The organism is Burkholderia sp. R-40, assembly GCF_049942845.1.
Classification (GTDB): domain Bacteria; phylum Pseudomonadota; class Gammaproteobacteria; order Burkholderiales; family Burkholderiaceae; genus Burkholderia; species Burkholderia ambifaria.
Genome location: NZ_CP187968.1, coordinates 2,285,994 through 2,309,243, shown reverse-complemented (window position 1 = coordinate 2,309,243; position 23,250 = coordinate 2,285,994). Strand labels below are relative to the sequence as shown.

General features: G+C 66.2%; 23 protein-coding genes and 1 pseudogene. 11 read left to right on the top strand and 13 right to left on the bottom strand.

Annotated features, from left to right (window positions below; translation table 11 throughout):
• Position 1: 1 nt before the first annotated feature.
• The 5 genes from ACP26O_RS26735 to ACP26O_RS26715 form a co-directional block, all read right to left on the bottom strand.
• Complete coding sequence (locus tag ACP26O_RS26735) at positions 2-1,384, bottom strand: type II and III secretion system protein family protein (protein WP_126225147.1); 1,383 nt, start codon at positions 1,382-1,384, stop codon at positions 2-4.
• A gap of 54 nt (positions 1,385-1,438) precedes the next feature.
• Positions 1,439-2,470, bottom strand: a complete 1,032-nt coding sequence (cpaB, locus tag ACP26O_RS26730; RefSeq protein ID WP_175663004.1) for a Flp pilus assembly protein CpaB — start codon at positions 2,468-2,470, stop codon at positions 1,439-1,441.
• A gap of 19 nt (positions 2,471-2,489) precedes the next feature.
• Complete coding sequence (locus ACP26O_RS26725) at positions 2,490-2,969, bottom strand: A24 family peptidase (protein WP_175659491.1); 480 nt, start codon at positions 2,967-2,969, stop codon at positions 2,490-2,492.
• Between the two features lie 88 nt (positions 2,970-3,057).
• Positions 3,058-3,237 (bottom strand): Flp family type IVb pilin, encoded by a 180-nt coding sequence (locus ACP26O_RS26720; protein WP_011658445.1) that lies wholly within the window; start codon positions 3,235-3,237, stop codon positions 3,058-3,060.
• Positions 3,238-3,549: 312 nt separating this feature from the next.
• A complete protein-coding gene (locus tag ACP26O_RS26715; RefSeq protein WP_175659492.1) occupies positions 3,550-3,840 on the bottom strand; it encodes a hypothetical protein in 291 nt (96 codons plus the stop codon).
• A 116-nt stretch (positions 3,841-3,956) separates the two neighbouring features.
• On the opposite strand from ACP26O_RS26715, the gene ACP26O_RS26710 reads away from it, so the two are divergent.
• Positions 3,957-4,913 (top strand): TauD/TfdA dioxygenase family protein, encoded by a 957-nt coding sequence (locus ACP26O_RS26710; RefSeq protein WP_175663005.1) that lies wholly within the window; start codon positions 3,957-3,959, stop codon positions 4,911-4,913.
• A gap of 133 nt (positions 4,914-5,046) precedes the next feature.
• On the opposite strand, the pseudogene ACP26O_RS26705 reads toward ACP26O_RS26710, so the two are convergent.
• Positions 5,047-6,707: pseudogene (locus ACP26O_RS26705) on the bottom strand (ABC transporter substrate-binding protein).
• Complete coding sequence (locus ACP26O_RS26700; RefSeq protein ID WP_175663007.1) at positions 6,704-6,841, bottom strand: hypothetical protein; 138 nt, start codon at positions 6,839-6,841, stop codon at positions 6,704-6,706. The pseudogene ACP26O_RS26705 and the gene ACP26O_RS26700 overlap by 4 nt, the downstream one beginning before the upstream one ends.
• Before the next feature lie 219 nt (positions 6,842-7,060).
• On the opposite strand from ACP26O_RS26700, the gene ACP26O_RS26695 reads away from it, so the two are divergent.
• Positions 7,061-7,468, top strand: a complete 408-nt coding sequence (locus ACP26O_RS26695; protein WP_175663008.1) for a DUF427 domain-containing protein — start codon at positions 7,061-7,063, stop codon at positions 7,466-7,468.
• 217 nt (positions 7,469-7,685) lie between these two features.
• A complete protein-coding gene (locus ACP26O_RS26690) occupies positions 7,686-8,678 on the top strand; it encodes a sulfonate ABC transporter substrate-binding protein (RefSeq protein ID WP_175701229.1) in 993 nt (330 codons plus the stop codon).
• Positions 8,679-8,698: 20 nt separating this feature from the next.
• Here the strand turns inward: ACP26O_RS26690 and ACP26O_RS26685 are convergent, their stop codons facing one another.
• The 4 genes from ACP26O_RS26685 to ACP26O_RS26670 form a co-directional block, all read right to left on the bottom strand.
• Positions 8,699-9,283, bottom strand: a complete 585-nt coding sequence (locus ACP26O_RS26685; protein WP_175663010.1) for a putative glycolipid-binding domain-containing protein — start codon at positions 9,281-9,283, stop codon at positions 8,699-8,701.
• A 172-nt stretch (positions 9,284-9,455) separates the two neighbouring features.
• Positions 9,456-10,613: an iron-containing alcohol dehydrogenase gene (locus ACP26O_RS26680; RefSeq protein WP_175663011.1), complete on the bottom strand. Its 1,158-nt coding sequence runs from the start codon at positions 10,611-10,613 to the stop codon at positions 9,456-9,458.
• Entirely contained in the window at positions 10,610-10,945 is a 336-nt protein-coding gene (locus ACP26O_RS26675; protein ID WP_175663012.1) for a putative quinol monooxygenase, read from the bottom strand. The genes ACP26O_RS26680 and ACP26O_RS26675 overlap by 4 nt, the downstream gene beginning before the upstream one ends.
• Before the next feature lie 169 nt (positions 10,946-11,114).
• Positions 11,115-11,831: an SDR family oxidoreductase gene (locus ACP26O_RS26670; RefSeq protein WP_175663013.1), complete on the bottom strand. Its 717-nt coding sequence runs from the start codon at positions 11,829-11,831 to the stop codon at positions 11,115-11,117.
• Between the two features lie 132 nt (positions 11,832-11,963).
• On the opposite strand from ACP26O_RS26670, the gene ACP26O_RS26665 reads away from it, so the two are divergent.
• From ACP26O_RS26665 to ACP26O_RS26650, 4 genes are all read left to right on the top strand, one after another.
• Complete coding sequence (locus tag ACP26O_RS26665) at positions 11,964-12,941, top strand: LysR family transcriptional regulator (RefSeq protein ID WP_175663294.1); 978 nt, start codon at positions 11,964-11,966, stop codon at positions 12,939-12,941.
• Between the two features lie 194 nt (positions 12,942-13,135).
• Positions 13,136-14,524 (top strand): nucleobase:cation symporter-2 family protein, encoded by a 1,389-nt coding sequence (locus ACP26O_RS26660; RefSeq protein WP_012365743.1) that lies wholly within the window; start codon positions 13,136-13,138, stop codon positions 14,522-14,524.
• Positions 14,525-14,621: 97 nt separating this feature from the next.
• A complete protein-coding gene (locus tag ACP26O_RS26655) occupies positions 14,622-15,044 on the top strand; it encodes an NUDIX hydrolase (RefSeq protein WP_165752830.1) in 423 nt (140 codons plus the stop codon).
• Positions 15,045-15,130: 86 nt separating this feature from the next.
• Positions 15,131-15,433 carry a hydrogenase maturation factor gene (locus ACP26O_RS26650; protein ID WP_175663014.1) on the top strand — a complete coding sequence of 101 codons (303 nt, stop codon included), beginning with the start codon at positions 15,131-15,133 and terminating at the stop codon, positions 15,431-15,433.
• 51 nt (positions 15,434-15,484) lie between these two features.
• On the opposite strand, the gene ACP26O_RS26645 is transcribed toward ACP26O_RS26650, so the two are convergent.
• Complete coding sequence (locus ACP26O_RS26645; protein ID WP_006753552.1) at positions 15,485-15,697, bottom strand: hypothetical protein; 213 nt, start codon at positions 15,695-15,697, stop codon at positions 15,485-15,487.
• A gap of 369 nt (positions 15,698-16,066) precedes the next feature.
• Between ACP26O_RS26645 and ACP26O_RS26640 the strand changes: the two genes are divergently transcribed.
• Entirely contained in the window at positions 16,067-17,224 is a 1,158-nt protein-coding gene (locus tag ACP26O_RS26640) for a DUF4382 domain-containing protein (protein WP_012365740.1), read from the top strand.
• Positions 17,225-17,289: 65 nt separating this feature from the next.
• Positions 17,290-17,451 carry a hypothetical protein gene (locus tag ACP26O_RS26635; protein WP_166722253.1) on the top strand — a complete coding sequence of 54 codons (162 nt, stop codon included), beginning with the start codon at positions 17,290-17,292 and terminating at the stop codon, positions 17,449-17,451.
• Between the two features lie 181 nt (positions 17,452-17,632).
• On the opposite strand, the gene ACP26O_RS26630 is transcribed toward ACP26O_RS26635, so the two are convergent.
• Positions 17,633-18,190 carry a TetR/AcrR family transcriptional regulator gene (locus ACP26O_RS26630; RefSeq protein ID WP_244098911.1) on the bottom strand — a complete coding sequence of 186 codons (558 nt, stop codon included), beginning with the start codon at positions 18,188-18,190 and terminating at the stop codon, positions 17,633-17,635.
• 166 nt (positions 18,191-18,356) lie between these two features.
• Between ACP26O_RS26630 and ACP26O_RS26625 the strand changes: the two genes are divergently transcribed.
• Both ACP26O_RS26625 and ACP26O_RS26620 read left to right on the top strand, forming a co-directional pair.
• Positions 18,357-21,545 carry a bifunctional cytochrome P450/NADPH--P450 reductase gene (locus ACP26O_RS26625; protein WP_175663016.1) on the top strand — a complete coding sequence of 1,063 codons (3,189 nt, stop codon included), beginning with the start codon at positions 18,357-18,359 and terminating at the stop codon, positions 21,543-21,545.
• A gap of 673 nt (positions 21,546-22,218) precedes the next feature.
• Positions 22,219-23,094, top strand: coding sequence for a phytanoyl-CoA dioxygenase family protein (locus ACP26O_RS26620; RefSeq protein ID WP_175663017.1), 876 nt, complete (start codon positions 22,219-22,221; stop codon positions 23,092-23,094).
• The last annotated feature ends 156 nt before the right edge of the window (positions 23,095-23,250 follow it).

Here is a 23,250-nt window from a genome sequence, read left to right as displayed (position 1 = left end):
GTCAATACACGAAGCCCGCGGCGCCGACGGGGCGCGGCGTTTCACCCGACATCAGGTCGAGCCCGAGATTGCGCTGCACCGCGAACTCGAGATCGCTGCTCGGCCGGGCGACGGTGTCGAGCGCCTGTTCGAGCTGGCCGGGGCCGGTCGGCTGCACGATGTACGGCGTCACGATCACGACGACCTCGGTCTTGTTGTCCTGGAAGTTCTTCGACGAAAACAGCCGGCCGATGATCGGCAGCCGGCCGAGCCCCGGAATCTGCGACACGGTATTGGCCGTCTGGCTCTGCAGCAGCCCGCCGATCGCGAAGCTCTGCCCGCTCGACAGCTCGACCGTCGTCTCGACGCGCCGCACGGTGAGCCCCGGCACCGTCACGCCGCCGGTCGTCACGCTGTTGTTCGCGTCGACCTCGCTCACTTCCGGGCGCACCTTCAGGCTGATCCGGTTGTCGGCCAGCACGGTCGGCGTGAAATCGAGCGACACGCCGAACGGCTTGAACTCGACCGTGATCGCGCCGGTCGTGTTGCCGGCCTGCGCGACCGGAATCGGAATCTCGCCACCCGCGAGGAAGCTCGCGGTCTGGCCGGACATCGCTGTGAGGTTCGGCTCCGCGAGCATCGTGATCAGCCCTTCCTGGTCGAGCGCGTCGAGCACGACGTCGATCGACCAGCGCCCTGTGTGGAAGCCGCCGAGCACCGAGTACGCGCCGGTCGGCGACAGGTTGAACAGCCGGTTCGTCGGATCCATCAGCGTGCGCCCGTTGAACAGCCCGCCGATGAAATTGCCGGCCGCGCCGAGCGAGCTCCAGTTGATGCCGAGCTGCTGCGTGACGTTGCGGCTCACCTCGGTCACGCGCACGCGCAGGTTCACCTGGATCGGGCGCGACAGGGTGAGCCGATTGACGATCCTTTCCTTGTCGTTCAGGTAGGGCGCGAGCGACTGCATCACGGCGTCCGCGTCGGCCGCGCTCGGCACCTTGCCCGACACCATCAGCGAGCCCGGCGCGCCGGACACCGCCAGCTTCAATTGCGGAAAGCGGCTGTCGAGCACCGTCTGCAGCGACGCGGTGTCGACCTGCACGATCACCGTGCGGCGCAGGATCGGACGATGGTTCGCGCCAAGCGCGATCAGCGTGGTGGTGCCGGCCTTCTTGCCGAACACGAACACGGTGCGCGGCGACGGCACCTGGATGTCGGCGATGCTCGGATCCGCGACGAACATCGCGGTCGCGGGTTCGGACAGCGACAGCATCTCGCCCTTGCCGGTCGCGATCGACAACGGCGCGCCGGCGTCCGCCGCGTGCGCGCGCTGCGCGAGCGCGACGCCCGGCGCGACGATGCAGGCCAGACACCAGAAAGCGATCCAACGAACCATGCGCACCATGCGTTTTCCCGTCAGTGGCCGGCCGCCGGGCGGCCGGCCCGATTCTTCACTGCATCACTGCACCGTCGTGGTCCGCGGCGCTTGCGTCGCCGCGTCCGCCGTCGCATTGCCGCCCACGGGTGCGGCCGGCGCAACCGGTGCAACAGGCGTGCCCGGCCAACCGGCCGGCAGCGGCGGCACGCCCGGCGTGCCGGTGCCGCCGGCGCGCGATCCATCGTCGACCGACGAGCCGCGATAGATCACGACCGTGTTGCTTTGCGCCGGGCGCGTGCCAGTATCCGTCCGCGCAGCCGGCGCACGCGCCGCTTCGCGGGCCGCGCGCGATACGTCACCGGCCCATACCGGCGGCGTATCGGGCTCCTGTTCGTCGCCGCCCGCCGCCTGGCGGCGGTCGCTCGTCGCGAAGCTGCGCAGTGCGAGCGACAGCGAACCGAGGCGCGTCGCGACCAGCACGACCTGCGCGGTGCGCGGCGCGACCTCGAGCGTGACCGTGCGCGCGCGGACCGGCGCGTCCGGCGCGCTCGCGGGCCCCCCCTTCGCGCGCTGGAATTCCGAGCCGACCGCGAGCACGCGCGCGCGCCGCACGACCGTCTCCGCTTCGAACGTGCCGGGCGTCGTCGCGGAGCCGCCGATCTGCTGCGTGAGCACCACGTCGACGAAGTCGCCCGGCTGGATCAGCCCCGCGTTGCCCGACACGTCGTCGACCGGCACCGAGATCGCGCGCATGCCGGGCTGCAGCGCGGCGGCGAGAAAATCCGGCGCGCCCGCCGAAATCACGTTGTCCGCGCGGATCGGCGCGCCCGCTTCGACGCGGCTGCGCAGCAGCGCGCCCTTCAGGTCCGCGCCCGGTTGCGATTCGACGAACGCGCCGGCCGGCACCTGCGCGCGCGCCATGGGTTTCCATGCGAGATCGTTGTCGCGCAGCAGCAGTCCTTCGGGAAGGTCCGCCGCGGCGACCCGCACGCGTACGTCGGCCGTGTTACCGGGCGGCGGAGGTGTCGACGCGGAAACATACAGTTGGCGCAGGATGAACGCACCGATGCCGGCGGCGATGATCAGCACGGCCATTCTCAGGGGTTTGGGCATGGCGGCGCGCGTCCCCTGGCTAGGTAAGCGAAAGTGCGTGAGGAAACGGCGCCCAGACGGCCAGCGCGCCGCCGAACGCAAGCGCGACGCCGTACGGCACGCCGCGCGTCACCATCGGGTGCGCAGGCGCGACGCGACGCTGCCGTGCGACGCCAGCGAGCATCGCGAGGCCGCACGCGGCGCCGCTCGCGCCGACGATCGTCAGCACCGGCAACGCGAGCGGCGGGCCGGCCCACAGGAATACCGCCGCGGCCAGCTTCACGTCGCCGCCGCCGAGCCAGCCCGCGTGACGCAGCGCGCCGAACATCACCAGCATCGCCGCGGCGGTCGCGACGTGGCCGGCGAATGGCGCAAGCCCTTCGCGCACGAGCGCCGCCGCGATCACGTACAGCATCGCGAACGCCAGCACCGCGCGATTGGACACGCGCCGCTCGCGCAGGTCCTGCATCGCGATCGACACCAGCACGAGCGTGGCCGTCAGCTGTACGAGATAGAGCATCGGAGAGCCGTCCGTCGGTGCGCCCCGGCTGGATACGTCGTACCGCTGCGGATCCGTGTATTCGTCGGCGGCGCGCGGGTTCAGGAGATCAGATCAGTGAGCTGACCTTGTTGATCAGCGATGTGAATATGGCCTGCAGGCCTGATGTACCGCTCAGGTACGTGCCGACCGCCGCGAGTGCGACGACGATGATGCCGGCCAGCACTGCGTATTCGAGCGAACTGACGCCCCGTTCATCGCGCAACAAGGACTTGACGTATTGCAGCATGACTCCCTCCGTGTGACGGGGCCGGTGATCGACCTTGAATGTAAAGACGCTGCGTTGCTTCGGTGGCGGCGCATGGCGTTCGCCCATTCACGATTCATGCGGCGGCCCGTGCATCGTGCCGTTCGCATCCCCCGGAATCCTTTCGATCGCTGCAACGCGCGGGTATGGCAACTGATTTGCCGCACTTCGCGCGTTTTGTTGCGTGGCCGCATTTGAGACGATGCGAATCACGCCGTTTCGTCTAGTGTATAGATAATTTTTTGGGGGATTTCAAATTATTTAGCGTCGGAGTGTATTTATGGACGGCGCCCTTCAACAATGAAATACGGGCACACCGCTTACCGCTTTCCCGCCCGCAACGCAAGGCCTGTCGGGGCGCGATGTAAGAATGTCAACGATGGTACGCATCATTGCGTTGGCCGATGATTCGATATTTTTTGCCGTTTTTTCCAAATTCATCGGAGTCGCCCCGGCAAATTTGAAACCGGCCATTCGCGCTCGCTTTTCGGCAATCTTTTCGTGCCCGCCGATTTGACAGGGAAAATATTCCGCATTTCGCATGCCGATCGGATTCCCGGATACCGCGCGCGCATCGCTCAGCACGACGACACATATCGATCGTCACGACGCGCACTAAGGTTGTGACGATTCATCGGTTCCGGTTTCGCGCGGCCCCTGCTTGAATGGAGACCCGACCGACCCGACCCAGGAGACTCCCGATGTCCGACGTCCAGCATGCCGCTCACCCGTCATCGCATGCTTCGCACGCCGCCGCGCCGCACACGGCCGCCGCCCCGCTTCAGCTGCGCCAGGTCGCCGGCCGGATCGGCGCCGAGATCGCCGGCGTCCGGCTGTCGAGCACGCTCGACGACGCGACGTTCGACGCGATCCAGGCCGCGCTGCTCCGCCACAAGGTGCTGTTCTTCCGCAACCAGGACCATCTCGACGACGCCGCGCAGGAAGCATTCGCGCGTCGCTTCGGCGACACCGTCGCGCATCCGACCGTGCCGCCGGCGGACGGCAGCGCGCAACTGCTCGAACTCGATTCCGCGCACGGCGCGCGCGCCAACTCTTGGCACACCGACGTGACGTTCGTCGACGCGTATCCGAAGGTGTCGATCCTGCGCGCGGTCGTGATTCCGCCGTTCGGCGGCGACACGGTGTGGGCCAATACGGCGACCGCGTATGCGCACCTGCCGGAGCCGCTGCGCGCACTCGCCGACACGCTGTGGGCGCTGCACACGAACGCCTACGACTATGCGTCGACGCACGTGCACGCCGACGACACGCAACTGAAACGCTACCGCGAAGTGTTCACGTCGACCGTCTACGAAACCGAGCATCCGGTCGTGCGTGTGCATCCGGAGACCGGCGAGCGCACGCTCGTGCTCGGGCATTTCGTGCAGAAGATCAAGGGGCTGTCGTCGCAGGACTCCGCGCATCTGCTGCAGGTGCTGCACGAACACGTGACGCGCCTCGAGAACACCGTGCGCTGGCGCTGGCAGCAAGGCGACGTCGCGATCTGGGACAACCGCGCGACGCAGCACTATGCGATCAACGATTACGGCGATGCGCGCCGCGTCGTGCGCCGCGCGACGGTTCACGGCGATGTGCCGGTGGGCATCGACGGCCGCCGCAGCGCCTTGCTGAAGGGGCCGGGGGTGACATTGCAGTGACGGGCGCTGCGCGCCGTGCGCGGCGTGCGGTGTCTGGCGCGGCTTTCGGCATTCCTGCATTTCTGACAGGACAATCCGGCTACGCGCCTCCCGCCACGGGCCGGCGCGCCCCACACGCGCCGGCTCCCCCGCTTCACTCCAGCCACACCCCATCGAACCGGTGCCCACCAAGCGGCGAGAACGTCACCCCGTGCACGCGCTTCGAAATCGGTAGCGACACGATCGACGTCGCGATCGGCGTGAACGGTACCTGATCCTTGAACACGACCTGCGCCTGCTCGTAAAGCGACGTGCGTTTCGCGACGTCCGCGTTCGTGCGCGCCGCGCTGACGAGCCGCTCGAAATCCGCGTTGCACCACTTCGCGAGATTGCTGCCGTGCACCGCGTCGCAACCGAGCAGCGTGCCGAGCCAGTTGTCGGGGTCGCCGTTGTCGCCCGACCAGCCATACAGGATCGCGTCGTGCTGCCCGTCGCGTTTCGCGCGGCGGTTGTATTCGCCCCATTCGTAGCTGACGATCTTCGCGCGCACGCCGATCTTCGCCCAGTCCTGCTGGATCAGTTGCGCCATCAACTGCGCGTTCGGGTTGTATGGGCGCTGCACCGGCATCGCCCACAGCGTCAGGTCGAAACCGTTCGGGAATCCCGCCTGCGCGAGGAGCGCCTTCGCGGTCGCCGGATCGCGCGGCGCGTCCTTCAGCCGCGGGTTGTACGACCATTGGGTCGGCGGCATCGGGTTCGTCGCGATCGTCGCGTCGCCGTTGAACACCGTCTTGATGATCGCCGTCTTGTCGATCGCGATGTCGAGCGCGCGCCGCACGTCGACGCGATCGAGCGGCGGATGCTGCGTGTTGTACGCGACGAAGCCGACGTTGAACCCGGTCTGCGAAAACGGCGTCAGCTCGGATCGGCCTTCAGCGTCGCGAGGTCGGCCGGCCGCGGGAACACCGACACCTGGCACTCGCCGGCCGTGAGCTTCTGCAGGCGCGCGGCAGGGTCGGGCGTGATCGCGAACACGAGATGCGCGAGCTTCACGTCGTCCGGCTTCCAGTAGTCGGGGTTCGCGTCGTAGCGGATCACCGCGTCCTTCTGGTACGCACGCAGCTGGAACGGCCCGGTGCCGACCGGAAGCTGATTGATGTCGGCCTCGCGGTGGCGTGCGGCCAGCTGCGACGCATATTCGGCCGACAGGATCGACGCGAACGCCATCGCGAGATTGCGCACGAACACGACGTCGGGCGACTTCAGCACGAAGCGCACCGTGTCGTCATCGACCTTTTCGATGCGCTCGATGTTGCGATCGAAACCGAGATCGCTGAAGTACGGGAAGCTGACCGGGTACGCCTTGCGGAACGGACTGTCGGCGTCGAGCATCCGGCCGAACGTGAACACGACGTCGTCGGCCTGGAACGGACGCGTCGGCTTGAACCATGCGGTCGTCTGGAACTTCACGCCGCGCCGCAGGTGGAACGTGTAGACGCGCTGGTCGGACGACACGTCCCAGCTCGTCGCGAGCGACGGGACGAGATCGAGCGTGCCGCGCTTGAATTGCACGAGCCCGTTGTAGATCGTGTACGTGCTCGCGTCGAAATCGGTGCTGGTCGTGTGCTGGCCCGGATCGAAGCCGGCCGGGCTGCCTTCGCTGCAGTACACGAGCGTCTTGCCGGCCGGCGCGGCGAACGCGTGCGTGAATCCGCCGGCAAGGAGCAGCGACGCGGCCATGGCGCGCAACGACACGACGGCAACGGATGGATGCCGCGCACGACGCGCGGCGGATGAGGCGAATGGAATCTTCATGGTGGCTCGGACAGGACGGTCATGCGAATGACGATCGCCGATCTTCGCGCGCCGCCCGCCGATCGCTTACCAATTAATTCCGCGTTGCTTATCGCGGCGGATGCATCCCGCTGCTGCCGCATCGGATCGTCCATGCGAGCGCCGCGCACGTTTCAGCGAACCTCCCAGCGACGGCCCACGCCACGCCAGTTCCTGCACCGCCGCGCGCCGCCTTCCGGCCCCCTGCAGGTTCTCCGGAATTGGCGCATCGTATCGGTTGGCCGACGCCGGCACCGGCGCGCGGGGATCCGCCCGGCGCGCACGTTCCGGCACGGCGCGCTGCCGGCGCGCCGACCCTTCCTGGAGGACCCACGATGTCGATCAGCCCCGATACGCCCTCTCGTCCCGTGAAGTCGCCGGGCCCCGATCATCCGATCACGATCGAGCCGCATCCGTCGCGCGTCGTGGTCAAGGTGGCCGGCAAGACCGTCGCCGACACGCGCCGCGCGCTGGCGCTGCGCGAGGCCAGCTATCCGGCCGTGCTCTACATTCCGCGCGAGGATGCCGACATGTCGCTGCTGCAACGGACCGACCATGCGACGTACTGCCCGTACAAGGGCGATTGCGCGTACTACTCGATCCCCGCCGGCGGCGAACGCGCGACCAACGCGGTGTGGACGTACGAGCATCCGAATCCCGCCGTCGAATCGATTCGCGCGCACCTCGCGTTCTATCCGGACCGCGTCGACGCGATCGAGGAAAGCCCGCTCGGCACCGAGTGAGCGCGGCGGCGTGCTGCCGCCCCGTCGTTCACGTATCGTCCGGCCGCTGATTTGCATATGCGGATTCGTTGGTTGGCCGCCGGCCCGCGCGGCCGTATCGTCCTGAATCCGGCGCGGGCCGGCCATGCGCATCGCCCGCAAACGGCTGCGTCCCGTGCTCCCGTGCCATTGCGCCGCCCGCCCGCGCGCCCCGTGAACCCGCCAGCAGGACGCCTCGATGAACGACACACCGCACGCAGAACTTGAAACTGCCCCGGCCAATCCGCGCCGCCGCCACTGGCTGCACGGCGCGGCCGCCGGGCTGGCCGGGCTCGCGCTCGGCCCGCTCGCCGACCTGCCCGCATGGGCCCAGGGCAGCGACAAGCGACTGCGCATCGGCTTCCAGAAATACGGCAACTTCGTCGTGCTCAAGGCGCGCGGCACGCTCGAGAAACGGCTCGCGAGCCAGGGCGTGGCGGTGCAGTGGCTCGAGTTCCCCGCCGGCCCGCAATTGCTCGAGGGGTTGAACGCCGGCGCGATCGACGTCGGCACGGTCGGCGAGACGCCGCCGATCTTCGCGCAGGCCGCCGGGGTCAATTTCGTCTATATCGGCAACGAACCGCCCGCGCCGCACGGCGAGGCGATCGTCGTGCTGCCCGATTCACCGATCCGCAGCGTCGCGCAGCTGCGCGGCAAGAAGGTCGCGTTCAACAAAGGTTCGAACGTCCACTACCTGCTCGTGAAGGCGCTCGAACATGCGGGCCTCACGTATGCCGACATCCAGCCGGTCTACCTGACGCCCGCCGATGCGCGCGCCGCGTTCGTGCAGCGCAGCGTCGACGCGTGGGTGATCTGGGATCCGTATCTGGCGGCCGCCGAACGGCAGCTCGGCGCGCGCGTGGTCGCGAACGGCGACGGGCTCGTGCGCAACACGCAGTACTACCTTGCCGCACGCAAGTATGCGGCCGCGCAACCGCAGGTGCTGCGCACGCTGCTCGACGAAGTCGACGCGGTCGACCGCTGGGGACGCGACAATGTTCCGGAAGTCGCCGCGCAATTGTCGCCGCTCGTCGGCCTCGACGCGCCGACGCTCGAAATCGCGCTCAAGCGGGCCGGCTACGGCGTGCAGCCCATCACCGATGCGACGCTCGCGTATCAGCAAAAGATCGCCGATGCGTTCAGCACGCTGAAGCTGATTCCCGGCAAGGTAACGGTCGCCAACGCGCGCTGACGCCCCGCCGCTGCGACGCGTTACGGCGAATGCGTCGCGCCGATCCGCCGCCATTCGTCGTAATCGGTGACGAGGCCCGCATCGTCCACCGCGATGTCGGCCGCATACATGCCGCTCTCGTAGCGGTACACGCGTTGTGCCGTGCGCGTATAGCGCTGCTCGCCGCGCACGAGCTCGAACGCCGGGAAGCGCAACCATGCGGTGTGAATGACGGCCGACGCGCCGACCGCCAGCCCGAGACGCCGGATCGGCAGCGTATTGGTCGATGGACTGAAGCCGAGATCGATGTCGGTCGCGCCCGCGAGTGCCGGCGCGTCGGCGCCGTCGATCGTCCAGCGCCCCGCGTCGCATTCGATCTCGAGTTGCGTTGCCGGCGCCGCGCCGAGCCAGTGCGTGACGCGCACGGAACGCGTCAGCCAGTCGGCGCCGCACACGATCGCATAGTCGACGCGAAACGGCGTGCCGTCGATCGCGCCGGCGACCGCTCCCGACAGATCGACGCCGTCACGCGTCTCGACGAGCCGGCACCATTCGCCCGCCTGCCACGTCTGCGCGATCTGCCATGCGACGCATCGCGTGCGCGCCGCTTCGTCCCGTTGCGTCATGTCGTCTCCTGTCGATCGAGCGAAGGCGATTTTCAATCACGGCGGCGATGCTCGCATGTGCCGCCTCGCAAGTCCGATAACGAACCCGAATCGACCTGCAAGGATCGCGATCAGAAACAGCAGCGGCCGGTGGCGTTACGCCGCCGACCGTCGCGCAGTCACGCGCGCCGCATCACCACGCGTGCCGATAGATCGCCAGCGCGTCGGCTTCCGTCACCTCGCGCGGATTGTTCACGAGCAGGCGCGTCTGCAACATCGCATCCGACGCCATGCGCGGCAGGTCGCTCTCGCCGATGCCGACCTCGCGCAGCGTGCGCGGGATGCCCGTCGCGACGATCAGCCGATCGATCTCGTCGATCAGCGCGTGCGTCCTCGCTTCGTCGCTGCCCGTCGCCGACGGCGCGACGATCGCCGCGAGCTCCGCATACAGCGGCGCGGCGGCCGATGCGTTGAAGCGCAGCACATGCGGCAGCACGAGCGCGTTCGACAACCCGTGCGGCACGTGGAAAATGCCGCCGACCGGATAGGCCAGCGCATGCACGGCCGCGACCGGCGCGTTCGCGAAGGCCTGGCCGGCGAACATCGCGCCAACCAGCATCGCCTCGCGCGCGTGGCGATCGTTGCCGTCGTCGCACGCCTTCAGCAGATTGCGCGACAGCAGCGTCAACGCCTGCACGGCCAGCATGTCGGACACCGGATTCTTCAGCCGCGACGATGTATAGGCCTCGATCGCATGCACCATCGCGTCGATACCCGTCGCCGCCGTTGCAGCGCGCGGCAGTCCGAGCGTCAGCTCGGCGTCGAGAATCGCGACGTCCGCGAACAGGTGCGGCGACACGACGCCCATCTTGCGCGCCTCGCCGACCGTGACGATCGACACGGCCGTCACTTCGGAGCCGGTGCCGGCCGTGGTCGGCATCTGCACGAGCGGCAGCCGCGACGTTGCGACCTTGTCGACGCCGTACATGTCGGCCAGCGCCTGCCGCCCCGGTGCGAGCGCGGCGATCAGCTTCGCGACGTCCATCGACGAACCGCCGCCGAGGCCGAGCACGATCTCGGCGTCGGCCGCCACCGCCCGCGCGGTCGCGTCCAGTACCACGTGTTCGGGCGGATCGGCGATCACGTCGTCGATCACCGTCACCTGCCAGCCGTGCGCGGCGAGGCTCTCCAGCGCGGGCGCGAGCACGCCGCTGCGATGCAGGAACGCGTCGGTGACGACGCACAGTCGCGCGAGCGTCGGAAAGCGTTCGCGCAACACCGCGCCGAGCCGGCGCGCGGCGCCGAATTCGACGATCTGCGTCGGAACGGTACGGAATTGAAACGGGTTCATCGGGTGCCTCCCGGTGGCGTCGCCGTGCCGGTGTCCGGCTGCACCATGTAGCACGTCACGTCGCGGCGATCGAGCAACGGAATGATCGCGCCGACACCGATCCGCTGGAAATGCGGCGTTTCCCGATGCACGTCGAGGCCGTCGGCTTCGCGGTAACGCTCGAGGATCACGATGTGGTCAGGTTCGACCGGCGAGCGGAAGTACGCGTAGTCGATGTTCTTCGGCTCGGCGCGCGTGAGCGGCGCGAGTTCCGCGAGCAGTTCGATCACGCGGTCGCCGTTGCCGGGTTTCGCGAAGAAATGGGCGATGACCTGCAGGTAGGGTTCGTTCATGCTGCGCTCCGTATTCGCCAGCAGCCCGTCAGGGCGGGACGTCATTCCACGATGCGCGGTCGCCGGTCGATACCGCTCATCGAACGGGGCGCCCGGCTGCCCGACACGGCGCCAGCACCTCGACGTCGCATTGTATTGAATCGGCGCGGCATGCGCAGCGCGTCGGCCACTACCACGGCACCGTGCGCCCCTGGTAATCGAGGTACTCGAGCCCCGCGCGCCGCTGCTTGCCGATCAGCACGTTCACGAGGCTCGGCACGCTTTCGTCGATCGTCAGTCGCGCATCGGGGCCGCCGAGTTCCGTCCGAACCCAGCCCGGCGCCATCAGCACCATCGCGCGCGGCGTCGCGGCCTGGCGCGCCGCGAAGCTGCGCATGAACTGGTTCAGCGCGGCCTTGCTGCCGCGGTAGACCTCGCGCATGCCGCTCACGTTGTTCGCGACACTGCCCTGCCCCGACGACATCGCGCCGATCAGGCCGTCCTCGGTCACGAGATCCTGCAACGCCTCGATCACGCGCATCGGCGCCAGCGCGTTCGTGATCATCACGCGCACGAACTCGTCCGTCGTGACTTCGCCGATCGTTTCGTTCGGATCGTTGGTCGTGCCGGCATTCACGAACAGCATGTCGAAGCGCCGGCCCGACAGGCGCGCGCGCAACGCAGCCAGTTGGTCCGGCTCGCAGATGTCGAGCGTGTCGATCTCGAGCCGTTCGCCGAAGCGCTCGGCGAGCTCATGCAGCTTCGTGCGCCCCGATCCGGCGCGGACGGTGCCGGTGACATGCCAGCCCTTGTTCAGGAATTGCTCCGCCATCGCGAGCCCGAGGCCGCGCGAGGCCGCGATGAGCAGGATCGAGGGTGTGCTGGCGTTCGATACAGTCGATTGCATGGTTCCACCTTTGCCGAAGTTCGTGATCCGGCCACTATAGGCGCGCACCCTCTGATGCACCAGACGCACCAAATTCAATCCATGGTTGCATCAAACGCCATGTCACTTCGCGCGATGTCGTATGCTGTCCGGATGGAAGACATCGACCTGAATCTCGTCACCGCGCTCGACGTGCTGCTGACCGAAGGGAGCGTGACCGGGGCCGCGCGCCGGCTCGGACTGAGCACCTCCGCGATGAGCCGCACGCTCACGCGGCTGCGCACCGCGACCGGCGATCCACTGCTCGTGCGCGCCGGACGCAAGCTCGTGCCGACGCCGCACGCGGCGGCACTGCGCGATCGCGTGCATGCCGTCGCGGTCGATGCGCGTGCCGTGCTTCGGCCAGCCACGGCCGACATCGACATGACGACGCTGTCGTCCACGTTCACCATCCGCGCGGCCGCATCGTTCATGGACATGCTCGCCGGCCCGGTGATCGCCGCGATCGGCGACATCGCCCCCGGCGTGCGCGTGCGTTTCGTCTCCAAGACTGACCGCGATCCGGCGCCGCTGCGCGACGGCACGGTCGATCTGGAAATCGGCAAGCGCGGCGACGACGCGCCCGAACTGCACACGCGCGAGCTCTTTCACGACGGGCACGTCGCGGTGGCGCGCGCCGGACATCCGCTGTTTGCGGCGGCCAGAATCACGCCCGCGCGCTACGCGGCCTGCCGCCATGTGATCGCAGCACAGCTCGGCGACTTCGGCGGCCCGACGAACGATGCGGCCGACACGCCCGCCGTCGCCCCTACCGTGCAGGTCGTGGTGCCCGGCTATCCCGATGCGATGCGCGTCGCGGCCGGCACCGACCTGATTGCGCTCGTGCCGCGCTCGAGCCTCGGCAACGCGTTCACGCCGGGGCTCGTGGACGCACTCGGGCTACGCAGCTTCGCGATACCGGTCCGGCTGCCCGAGATCCTGATCTCGGCGTTATGGCATCCGCGCATGCACGGCGACCCCGTCCATCGCCGTCTGCGCGATGCCGTCATCGACGTGTGCCGGCGCGCGTATCCGGCGGCCCGCGCACCGCGCGCACCAGCGCGCGGCACGAAGCCTCGCACCGCCGGCTGAAGCGTCGCGATCCGCGCGAAACACTCTCGACGCAGGCAGCGGCCAGCCGACGATCCACAAGCTCGCCACCGGGTGCTCGGCGGCACGCATCGGCGCCGATTTCCCGCATCCCGACCACTGCATCGCGCGCGGGCCGCGCCGCAGGGCCCATCGGCTAAAATGCCGCACTTTCCACCTTGTCCGGCCCGCTCGCCATGCAACCCGCTTCCCCCGCCCGCTCCGCCGCCCACGGCGCCGCCGACGCCGATCCGTCGCACGACCTCGTCTATGGCCCCAATGACCGGCCCGCGCCGATGGTCGCCTTCGTCGCCGCGCTGCAGCACCTGCTGGCGATCATCGTGCCGATCGTCACGCCCGGCCTGCTGATCTGCCAGGCGCTCGGCGTATCGAGCCGGGATACCACCCTCATCGTGTCGATGTCGCTCGTGATTTCCGGCATCGCCACCTTCGTGCAGTGCAAGCGCTTCGGCCCGCTCGGCGCCGGCCTGCTGATCGTGCAGGGCACCAGCTTCAACTTCGTCGGCCCGCTGATCGCCGGCGGCAGCGTGATGGTCAAGCAGGGCACGCCGGTCGAAACCGTGATGGCCGCGATCTTCGGCGTCGTGATCGCCGGTTCGTTCGTCGAGATGGCCGTGTCGCGCATCCTGCCGTTCGTGAAGCGCCTGATCACGCCGCTCGTCACCGGCATCGTCGTGCTCCTGATCGGCCTCACGCTGATCAAGGTCGGCCTCATCAGCATGGGCGGCGGCTACGGCGCGATGGCCAACGGCACGTTCGCGAGCGCGCAGAACCTGACGCTGTCGTGCGTCGTTCTCGGCACGATCATCCTGCTGAACCGCGTGCCGATCGTGTGGGTGCGCAGCACCGCGCTCGTGATCGCACTCGTGATCGGCTATGCCGCAGCCGCCGTGCTTGGCCGCCTCGACTTCACCGGCGTGCATCAGGCCGCGCTGTTCCAGGTCCCGACGCCGCTGCACTTCGGCATCGGCTTCTCGTGGTCGCTGTTCGTGCCGATGCTGATCATCTACCTCGTCACGTCGCTCGAAGCGATCGGCGACGTCACCGCCACCAGCAAGATCTCGAAGGAGCCGGTCGAAGGGCCGGTGTGGATGCGCCGGATCAAGGGCGGCGTGCTCGTGAACGGCGCGAACTCGCTGCTGGCCGGCGTGTTCAACACGTTCCCGAGCTCCGTGTTCGCGCAGAACAACGGCGTGATCCAGATCACCGGCGTCGCGAGCCGCCACGTCGGCATCTGGATCGCCGGCATGCTCGTGGTGCTCGGCCTGTTCCCGGTCGTCGCGGGCGCGCTGCAGGCCGTGCCGGAGCCCGTGCTCGGCGGTGCGGCGATGGTGATGTTCGGCGCGGTGGCCGCGTCGGGCATCAACATCCTGTCCGGCATCCACCTCGATCGCCGCGCGCTGCTGATCATCGCGGTGTCGCTCGCGCTCGGCCTCGGCGTGTCGCAGGTGCCGGACATTCTGAACAGCCTGCCGCATGCACTGAAGAACGTGCTGGAATCGGGCGTGGCCACGGGCGGCATCTGTGCGCTCGTGATGAACTGGTTCCTGCCGGAACAGAAGTAACGCCGGCGGCTCCATGACGACGCGACCCGGCGGGCGGGCCGCGTCGCGCTCGACGCCCCGGCTTGGCCGGGTGCCCGACACTCGCTAGAATCGGTCCATGCCCCAAACTCCCCTCTCCACGAAGCCGCCGGAAGGCAGTGCCGTCCCGATCAAGGAACGGGCGACGATCGTCTGCTATCGCGATGAACAGGTCCTGCTCGTGGCACGCGCGACATCGCGCTGGGCGCTGCCGGGCGGCACGATCAAGCGCGGAGAAACACCGCTCGAAGCCGCGCATCGGGAACTGCAGGAAGAGACCGGCATCACCGGCCAGGATCTCGTCTACTCGATGCAGTTCACCGGGCTCGCGAAGGTCCATCACGTGTTCTTCGCCGAAGTCGGCCCGGACCAGACACCGCAAGCGAGCAACGAGATCCAGAAGTGCAAGTGGTTTCGCATCGACAGCGTCGACGGCGTGCGCGCGAGCATTCCGACGAAGCGCATCGTCGAGCTCGTCTACCGGCACGAACTCCTCAAGTAGGTAGACACCCCACCCCCGGCGGCTCGCACGAGCCGATATCATGCGCCCACGGTCCGTCGTCGCGTTCCCTTCCGAGCGAGCTGCAGATGAACAGTGCGTACACCTACCGCGGATACACCATCGACGTCCGCTGCGAATTCCGGCTCGACGAACCGCGCGACCACGCGCCACCGCCCGACACGCTCCGGTTCGGGTTCGTCGCGGTCGTGCAGGTGCGCACGGCCGGCAGCGCGCCGCGTCTGCTCGCGCCGGTCCGCCTCGCGGACGATGGCGGCCGCCTGTTCGGCAGCACGCTCAATGCGTTGCGCGCAGGCCGGGCGGCCGGCGAAATCATCGTCGACGATCTGTTGGTCGATCGCGGCTCCGCCGACGGGCGCGCGCGTTCCTGAGCCGGTCGTCGGCCTCCAACGTGCTGGACGGATCGGCCGGCGTGCCGGCGCTCAGTGCAGGCGCTTTCTTCGCAGTTCGTGCGTGGAATAGACGACGAGGAAGATACCCAGCATCGCGACGCCGGATGCAATGAAGTCGTTTGCGGTTCCCGCGCTATTCAGCGATTTCGGGAAGATGCCGAGACTCAGTCCTGCGGCAGCCAGGAACACCCCTGCCGCCACACCCCACACCGGTCCGGTGGTCTTTTCGATTGTGTTTTTCATACAGCACCCGTCTACGGTTATTACCTGAACGGTGTCAGCGCATCGCACGTGCGCCTACCGTCCGTGCCTAGACTATAGCGAGGAAAAAATTCAAACGGGTTCGGTGCTTTTCCCCATCAAGTTTTTCGCGGACGTAATCGGGCGGCGTCGCGCGGCGTCGCGGCTCGCTCCGTTTCGTCAGATGAATGGCGAAAATTCGGCGGCTCTCGAACGGCTTTCCCCCTGTTGCATCGCCATTCGCAACCGGCCGGCAGCACTCCTTACGCTCCGACGCACAATTTACGGTTCGTTTCAAACCTGTCCACACTTTGGGCATTCCCGGCCGCTATGCTTGGTTGCATCCACAATCAGATTGGAGGGGGCAAAATCATGAACAACCATTTCTGGAAGGCCGCACTGTGCGCGGCCATGGTGCCGTTTGCGCTGGCAGGTTGCGGCGGCGGCGACGATGGCGGCGCGCAGACCGGCACGCTGCATGTCGCGATGACCGATGCGCCGTCATGCGGATTCGACCACGTCTACGTGACCGTCTCGCAGGTTCGCGTCAATGCGAATACGAATGCTTCCGATAACGATGCCGGCTGGTCGACGATCACGCTGGCGACACCGCGCAAGATCGACCTGCTGTCGCTGACCAATGGCGTCCTCGCCGATATCGGCCAGACCGCGCTGCCGGCCGGCCAGTATCAGCAGATCCGCCTCGTTCTCGCGCCGAACCAGGGCAACAGCCTCGCGAACTCGGTCGTTCCGACGGGCGGCACCGAGCAGGCGCTTGCAACGCCGAGCGCGACGCAAAGCGGCTACAAGATCATCCAGCCGTTCACGGTGCAAGCGAACACGCTCGTTGACCTCGTGCTCGACTTCAACGCGTGCAAGTCGATCGTTCAGCGCGGCAACGGCACGTATGCGCTGAAGCCAGTCGTCACCGCGATTCCGACCGTCGTGAGCGGCGCGATCTCCGGCTATGTCGCACCGGCCGAAGCCGGCGCGACCGTGTATGCGGAACAGGGTGGCAAGGTGGTCAGGGGCACCGTTGCCGACAGCACCGGGAAGTTCGTGCTGTCGCCGTTGATCCAGAGTTCGACGCAAGGTAACTACGACGTCGTGATCGTGCAGAACAACTTCGCGTCGGGCATCGTGCGCACGGTGCCGGTCGTGGTGAACACGACCACCGCCGTGTCGGCGTCGAACGCGCCGATCACGCTGCCGGCCTCGACGATGAGCTCGGTCAGCGGCACGGTGACGGCAAGCGCCGACGCGTTGGTGCGTGCATTGCAGACGGTTGATGCCCGCGCGTACGAGATCACGTCGATCAACGCGAACATGGACACGGGCGCCTATGCGCTGAACGTGCCCACGGCCGCACCGATCGTCGGTACGTACTCGGGCTCGCTGCCGGTCGCGCTGGCTGCGTCGCCGGCTGCCGCGGCACAATATACGATCGAGGCGGACGCGGCATCGGGCGCAACGCAATCGACGAACGTCAACGCCACGACGAGCCAGTCGAACGTCAACTTCAGCTTCTGACGCACACGTCGGCAGCATTCAACGAAAGGGCCTCGCGGCCCTTTCCTCAATAACGGGAGAACGAAGTGAAGAAAGCGGTGATCGCACTGCTCGCCGCGGCGAGCGTGGTGGGCGCACTCGGTGGATGCGTCGCATACGTTCCGGGTCCGCCGGTCGTCGTCGCGCCGCAGGGCGGCCCGGGCAACGGGTTCTGCCCGCCCGGACAGGCGAAGAAAGGCAATTGCTGAGTGTATGAGGCCCGCGGAAAGCGGGCCTTTTTCATGGTGCGTGCGTTGGCGCGGGAAGCGGGATGGCGCATGCGGCGGTTGGCTGGATTCCGTGTTGGCGGAAGGCAGCAATGCTGCACGTCGCGCGCATGGCGAATCGGCGCTCAACCAACGGTGGAGTCTATTCCCCGCGCCGCCGCAGCTAATTTGAATCCGCCTGCGCGAACCCTTGAGTCAGATCGAAAGCGTCGAGGATCGTCGCCGCTGTCCTGGCCATGCGCTTGGCCATTGCTTCCGGATGCTCGCGCGTAGGGCCCTGGCGAAGCCAATGAACCGCCGTCCAGACCAGGCCACCGCCCAATACGGTCAGGCAATCCCCTTCCGCTTCCGTTCGGATTCCTTCATAGGGTGGCAGGATGCGGCCCGCGACGAACGTCACGAGATCATCGAAAAAAGCCGATGTCGCCGCGTCGTTGAATACGGTCAGATAGAAAGACTGATGGGCCTGCAAATGCTGGAGGATCAGCGCCGTTTCCACTTCCATCGACTTGATGAACGCGACGTTCGACGGATTCAGCAGCTTGCCCTGCTCCTCGACGAACGCGAATGCGTTCTCGAGCCTCACCAGCGCCGCGCGCTGAGCGGCAACCTGAAGGTCCGGGAAGTGCTGATAGAAAGTGGGGCGAGCGACGCCTGCACGCTGCACCAGTTGAGCGATGCTGAGCTTGCTCAACGGCGCCTCGTCGAGCAGTTCCGTCACGGCCCGGACGAGGGCATCGTAACTGCGCTGAAAGCGAGGATCAGCGGGATTAGGGCTTACATCAGGTGGCATAAAAAAGCTCTGGACACGTCGTTTTGTCTATTTTACATTCGTTCAATAGATTGAGCTACGACGCTTCGACATGTCCTTGTGAAAGGTGATTGAAATGAAATCCTCTGCCCTCGTCCCGCAACCGCCGCTGAAGCCCATCATCGGTCACCTGATGGAAGTCCTCGGGCCATCGCCGCTCGCCAAGATGATGGACCTCGCGCGAACGTACGGGCCGGTCTACTGGTTCGAGGTGTTCGGACAAGGTTACTACGTCGTCAGCGGGCAAGCACTCGTCGATGAGGTGTGCGACGAAAGCAGGTTTCAGAAGTCCGTGCACCAGTCCCTGCTCGAACTGAGACCGGCGATCGGCGATGGGCTGTTCACGGCATTCGGCGATGAACCGAACTGGGCAAAGGCGCATCGTGTGCTGATGCAGTCATTCGGGCCTCTCAGCATCTGGTCGATGTTCGACAAGATGGTCGACATCGCCGATCAAATGTTTCTCTACTGGGAACGATTCGGCCCCGAGACGGCTGTCGACGTGTCCGATCACATGACGCGCCTGACACTCGATACGATCGCGCTGTGTGCGTTCGACTGCCGTTTCAACAGCTTCTACCGCGAAGACCAGCATCCGTTCGTGGACGCGATGGTCAACACGCTCAGCGAGGCCGGCAAGCGCGAGTTGCGGCCGAAACTGGTGTCGAAACTGATGGTTAACCGGAGCCGGAAGTTCGACGCGGATATCGAGGTCATGCGATCGCTCGCGACCCGGATGATCGAGGACCGGCGCAAGCATCCGCACGACAGCGAAGAAACGATGGACCTGCTGGACCGGATGCTGAACGGCGTCGATCCCGTGACGGGAGAAAAGCTCGATGACGAGAATATCGTCTTCCAGATGATCACGTTCCTGATCGCGGGGCACGAGACGACGAGCGGGCTCCTGTCCTTTGCCACCTATTTCCTCCTCAAGAACCCGGACGTACTGCAACGAGCACGGAGCATGGTCGACGAGGTCGTCGGCAACGACACCCCGCGGATCGAGCATCTGACGCGACTGCGCTACATCGAGCAGATCCTGATGGAAACGTTGCGGATCTGGCCGACGGCCCCGGCCTTCGCCGTCACGCCGCTCGCCGACACCACGTTCGGCGGGAAATATGCCGTTTCTCCTGACGACATCATCATGATCCTGACGCCGATGCTGCATCGCGATACCAGCGTCTGGGGCGACGACGTCGAGGCGTTCCGTCCGGAGCGATTTGCACTGGAGCATGCGGAAAAGCTGCCGCCGAACGCGTGGAAACCGTTCGGCAATGGTGCACGCGCCTGCATCGGCCGGCCGTTTGCGATGCAGGAAGCACACCTCGTTCTGATCATGCTGCTTCAGCGATTCGACTTCTCCTTTGCCGATCCGGACTATGAGCTGAAAGTCGCCGAAACCCTCACGCTCAAGCCCACCGACCTGCGTATCAACGTGCGGCCGCGCGCGCGAAGTGCGCGCAAGGTGTCGAGCGACACGCTTCGCGTCCACGCGAGCGCCCAACGTCCGAGCGTCGACCACGCTACGTCGATCGCCGACAACGACGCGTCGAAGATGCTTGTCCTGTTTGCCGGGAACACGGGTTCGTCGGAGTCGTTTGCTCGGCGCATCGCAGGCGACGCAGGCCGCCACGGCTTTCATGCCACCTGCGCCCCGCTCGATGCGTTCGCGGGAAAAGTCGACGGGTTCCCCGCGATCGTGGTCGTCACGGCTTCCTACGAAGGCCAGCCGCCGGACAACGCGAGAGCGTTTCTGCCGTATATCGAGGCGATGGGCCCAGGCGCGCTGGACGGCGTCAAGTTCGCCGTTCTCGGATGCGGCAACAAGCAGTGGGCAAGAACGTATCAGGCGATCCCGAAGCGGGTTGACGAAGCCTTCGAGAAAGCGGGCGCCACGCGCGTTCACGCCCGGGGCGAGCTCGATTCGGGCGGGGACTTCTTTGGCGAGTTCGACCGATGGTATGCCGAGCTCTGGAACCGCTTTGCGATCAGCTTCGGGAAGGAAGCGCCGGTTGCGCAAAATGGCCGTCCCGCACTCAGCGTCAGCTTCCTCGATAACGTTCGCGAGAAATTGCTCAGCGTTGACGCCATGACGCTCGCAACCGTGACCGACAATCGAGAGCTGGTAAATATTAGCGCGCCGGGAAGCCGCTCGAAGAAGCACATCGAACTGAAGCTGCCGGAGACGATGACCTATCGCGCCGGCGATTACCTGGCCGTCCTGCCCCGCAACTCGAAACGTAACGTCGATCGGGTGTTGCGCCGATTCCGGCTGAGCTGGGACACGCAGGTGGTCATCGAAGGGGCATCGAGCAACCCCCGCCTGCCGCTCGGCCAAGCCATCGGTTGCGGCGAGCTGTTGTCGAGCTACGTCGAACTTGCCGTGCCGGCCACCCGCTCGCAGGTATCGACGCTGGCCGCCGCCACGCGCTGCCCACCAGAGAAAGTCGAGCTCGAGCTCCTGGGCGCCGGCGCGTTCGAATGCGAGATTCTGGAAAAGCGAACCACCGTCATCGATCTGCTCGAACGCTTCGGGTCCGTCGATTTGCCGTTCGACAAGTTCCTCGACATGCTGCCCGCGCTGAAAGCACGCCAGTATTCGATCTCGTCGTCGCCGCTCTGGAAAGCGGATCACGTGACACTGACGGTTGCCGTGGTCGATGCCCCCGCGCTCTCGGGCAACGGCCGCCACGAGGGGGTCGCGTCGTCGTATCTCGCGCGACTCGACGCGGGGGACGGTGTGTCCGTTGCGGTCCGGCCGTCGAATGCGCGCTTTCGGCCACCGGCCGAACCGGGTCTTCCGATGATCATGATTTGCGCGGGTTCCGGTATCGCCCCGTTCCGCGGCTTTCTGCAAGAGCGTGCGCTACAGAAAGAGCGGGGAGAGAACGTCGGCCCGTCGTTGCTGTTCTTCGGGATCGACGACCCCGACGTCGACTTTCTCTATCGCGACGAGCTCGACGAGTGGGCGAACCGCGGTGTGGTCGACGTGATGCCGGCCTATTCGAACCGCCCGGAGCAAGGCGCTCGCTTCGTTCAAGACAAGGTATGGCTCGAGCGTGAGAAAGTCGCCGCGCTGTTTGCTCAAGGCGCGACCGTCTATGTCTGCGGGGATGGCAAGAACATGGCTCCCGCCGTGCGGGCCACGCTAGGTCGGATCTACCAGGATGCAACCGGCGAGAACGACGAGAACGCGGGCGCATGGATCGACACGATGGAGCGCGAGCATGGCCGGTATGTTGCCGATGTGTTCGCCTGATGCGCACGACGGCCCTGCAGATCGCGGTTGTCTGGCGAAAGCCGACGCGCACTTGAACGACTCCGCCCCGGTTTTCCCGCGCTCTCTCGACTAGCCTCCCGATTCCCCCCGGCTGGCCCCCCTCGCCTTCGCCTCTTCCCATCCGGCTCCGGTCGATCACTGACCGAACCGGATGGGCAATCTTTCCTTTCCATTCGACACGGCGCCGCCGTCAGCATGCACGCCGGCCGCCGCGACCGATCCTTCGCACCGCGTTCAGCGGATGGCCTTGTCCCTCTTTCCCATACATCCCTCGGCTCGTGTCGTACACCGGCCGAATCATTCGGAAAGCGAACGGGTTAACCATGATCGACCCTGGTGGGACATGATGATAACTTTTCATCGTCATTTGACTTGATCACACGACCATGTTTGATGCGAATACCCCAACGCATCGGATAACCCGGCGCCCCCGTCGTATCCGGCACGATGTGCTGGCTGTCGAACCGTGGGGCTGTGGAGACAGACGTTTTACGAGCGTGCGCTCGGTTGACCATCGGGAACGGAATCAGCCGCACAAAGCCGAAACATACAATGTCAAATGATCAAGTCAAACATTCAACTTTAGTCCCGAATGCCGGGTTCGGAAAGCGACGCTGCTTTGACTGACCCGTCCCACCACGTCGAGGAAACAATGTGCGCAAATAGCCGCAACATTCAAGACACGCTCCCCATCGTCCCCAAGACGACCAGCGCGCAGGAAATCGTGTCGCTGATGAATCGATACGGCGGCGTCCGGATCAAGGGCTACCTGTCCGAAGAACAAGTCGCGAACATCAATCGCGAAGTCGACGGCCCGCTCGAAGGGCTTCGCGAAGGGTCGTCGCACGACCATGAATTGATCAAGGCATTCCACGGCGCGCATACGAAGCGCCTGACGAACATGATCACGCACAGCAAGACCTTCGGCGGCGTGCTCGACGACGACCTTTTTCATGAACTCGGTGAGGTGCTATACCGTGAAGAGTCCGGCGACTGGTGGCTGTCGACTGCACAGGTGATCGACATCGGCCCGGGCAACACCGCGCAAATGCTGCATCGCGATGTCGGCAACTTCCCGCCGCTATGCGCGCTCGGCGTCAACGGGCCGACGGTGTTTACGAACCTGATGATTGCCCTCACGCGCTTCACCGACGAAAACGGCGCCACCCGAATCATTCCCGGAAGCCAGAACTGGGACGAGGACTACTTCGACAGCAAGGGCACGCCCGACATGACCATTGCCGCCGAGATGGATGCCGGCGACGCGTTGCTGTTCAGCGGAAAAGTGATCCACGGCGGCGGCGCCAACGTGACGAAGAACGAGCGCCGGCGCGGGCTCACGCTGCCGATGCAACCGTCCTACCTGACGCCGGAGGAAGCGTATCCGTTCATCGTCGACATGGACATCGTGAGAAGCCTGTCCAAACGCGTGCAGCGAATCATCGGCTTCCGCTCCCAATATCCGGCTGGCACGCCGGGCCTGTGGCAAGTCGACTACGACGATATTGCAACGCACCTCGGCCTTTGAGCCGCACATACAACGTGCATACGGACGGGTTCGGACCGTGCGGCTCCGACTTTCTTCACGCGGATGCGCGACGTACTACACCATCACCATCGACGAGACAACCCATGACCGTTGACCTGACCAATCGTGTTGTGCTGTACCGTCCGGCAGCGCGGT

What these genes read in the sequence shown, in the direction of transcription:
- ACP26O_RS26735 (WP_126225147.1), bottom strand. Translation starts at nt 1,384, where the DNA reads ATGGTGCGCATGGTTCGTTGGATCGCTTTCTGGTGTCTGGCCTGCATC.
- cpaB (WP_175663004.1), bottom strand. Translation starts at nt 2,470, where the DNA reads ATGCCCAAACCCCTGAGAATGGCCGTGCTGATCATCGCCGCCGGCATC.
- ACP26O_RS26725 (WP_175659491.1), bottom strand. Translation starts at nt 2,969, where the DNA reads ATGCTCTATCTCGTACAGCTGACGGCCACGCTCGTGCTGGTGTCGATC.
- ACP26O_RS26720 (WP_011658445.1), bottom strand. Translation starts at nt 3,237, where the DNA reads ATGCTGCAATACGTCAAGTCCTTGTTGCGCGATGAACGGGGCGTCAGT.
- ACP26O_RS26710 (WP_175663005.1), top strand. Translation starts at nt 3,957, where the DNA reads ATGTCCGACGTCCAGCATGCCGCTCACCCGTCATCGCATGCTTCGCAC.
- ACP26O_RS26700 (WP_175663007.1), bottom strand. Translation starts at nt 6,841, where the DNA reads ATGGACGATCCGATGCGGCAGCAGCGGGATGCATCCGCCGCGATAAGC.
- ACP26O_RS26695 (WP_175663008.1), top strand. Translation starts at nt 7,061, where the DNA reads ATGTCGATCAGCCCCGATACGCCCTCTCGTCCCGTGAAGTCGCCGGGC.
- ACP26O_RS26690 (WP_175701229.1), top strand. Translation starts at nt 7,686, where the DNA reads ATGAACGACACACCGCACGCAGAACTTGAAACTGCCCCGGCCAATCCG.
- ACP26O_RS26685 (WP_175663010.1), bottom strand. Translation starts at nt 9,283, where the DNA reads ATGACGCAACGGGACGAAGCGGCGCGCACGCGATGCGTCGCATGGCAG.
- ACP26O_RS26680 (WP_175663011.1), bottom strand. Translation starts at nt 10,613, where the DNA reads ATGAACCCGTTTCAATTCCGTACCGTTCCGACGCAGATCGTCGAATTC.
- ACP26O_RS26675 (WP_175663012.1), bottom strand. Translation starts at nt 10,945, where the DNA reads ATGAACGAACCCTACCTGCAGGTCATCGCCCATTTCTTCGCGAAACCC.
- ACP26O_RS26670 (WP_175663013.1), bottom strand. Translation starts at nt 11,831, where the DNA reads ATGCAATCGACTGTATCGAACGCCAGCACACCCTCGATCCTGCTCATC.
- ACP26O_RS26665 (WP_175663294.1), top strand. Translation starts at nt 11,964, where the DNA reads ATGGAAGACATCGACCTGAATCTCGTCACCGCGCTCGACGTGCTGCTG.
- ACP26O_RS26660 (WP_012365743.1), top strand. Translation starts at nt 13,136, where the DNA reads ATGCAACCCGCTTCCCCCGCCCGCTCCGCCGCCCACGGCGCCGCCGAC.
- ACP26O_RS26655 (WP_165752830.1), top strand. Translation starts at nt 14,622, where the DNA reads ATGCCCCAAACTCCCCTCTCCACGAAGCCGCCGGAAGGCAGTGCCGTC.
- ACP26O_RS26650 (WP_175663014.1), top strand. Translation starts at nt 15,131, where the DNA reads ATGAACAGTGCGTACACCTACCGCGGATACACCATCGACGTCCGCTGC.
- ACP26O_RS26645 (WP_006753552.1), bottom strand. Translation starts at nt 15,697, where the DNA reads ATGAAAAACACAATCGAAAAGACCACCGGACCGGTGTGGGGTGTGGCG.
- ACP26O_RS26640 (WP_012365740.1), top strand. Translation starts at nt 16,067, where the DNA reads ATGAACAACCATTTCTGGAAGGCCGCACTGTGCGCGGCCATGGTGCCG.
- ACP26O_RS26625 (WP_175663016.1), top strand. Translation starts at nt 18,357, where the DNA reads ATGAAATCCTCTGCCCTCGTCCCGCAACCGCCGCTGAAGCCCATCATC.
- ACP26O_RS26620 (WP_175663017.1), top strand. Translation starts at nt 22,219, where the DNA reads ATGTGCGCAAATAGCCGCAACATTCAAGACACGCTCCCCATCGTCCCC.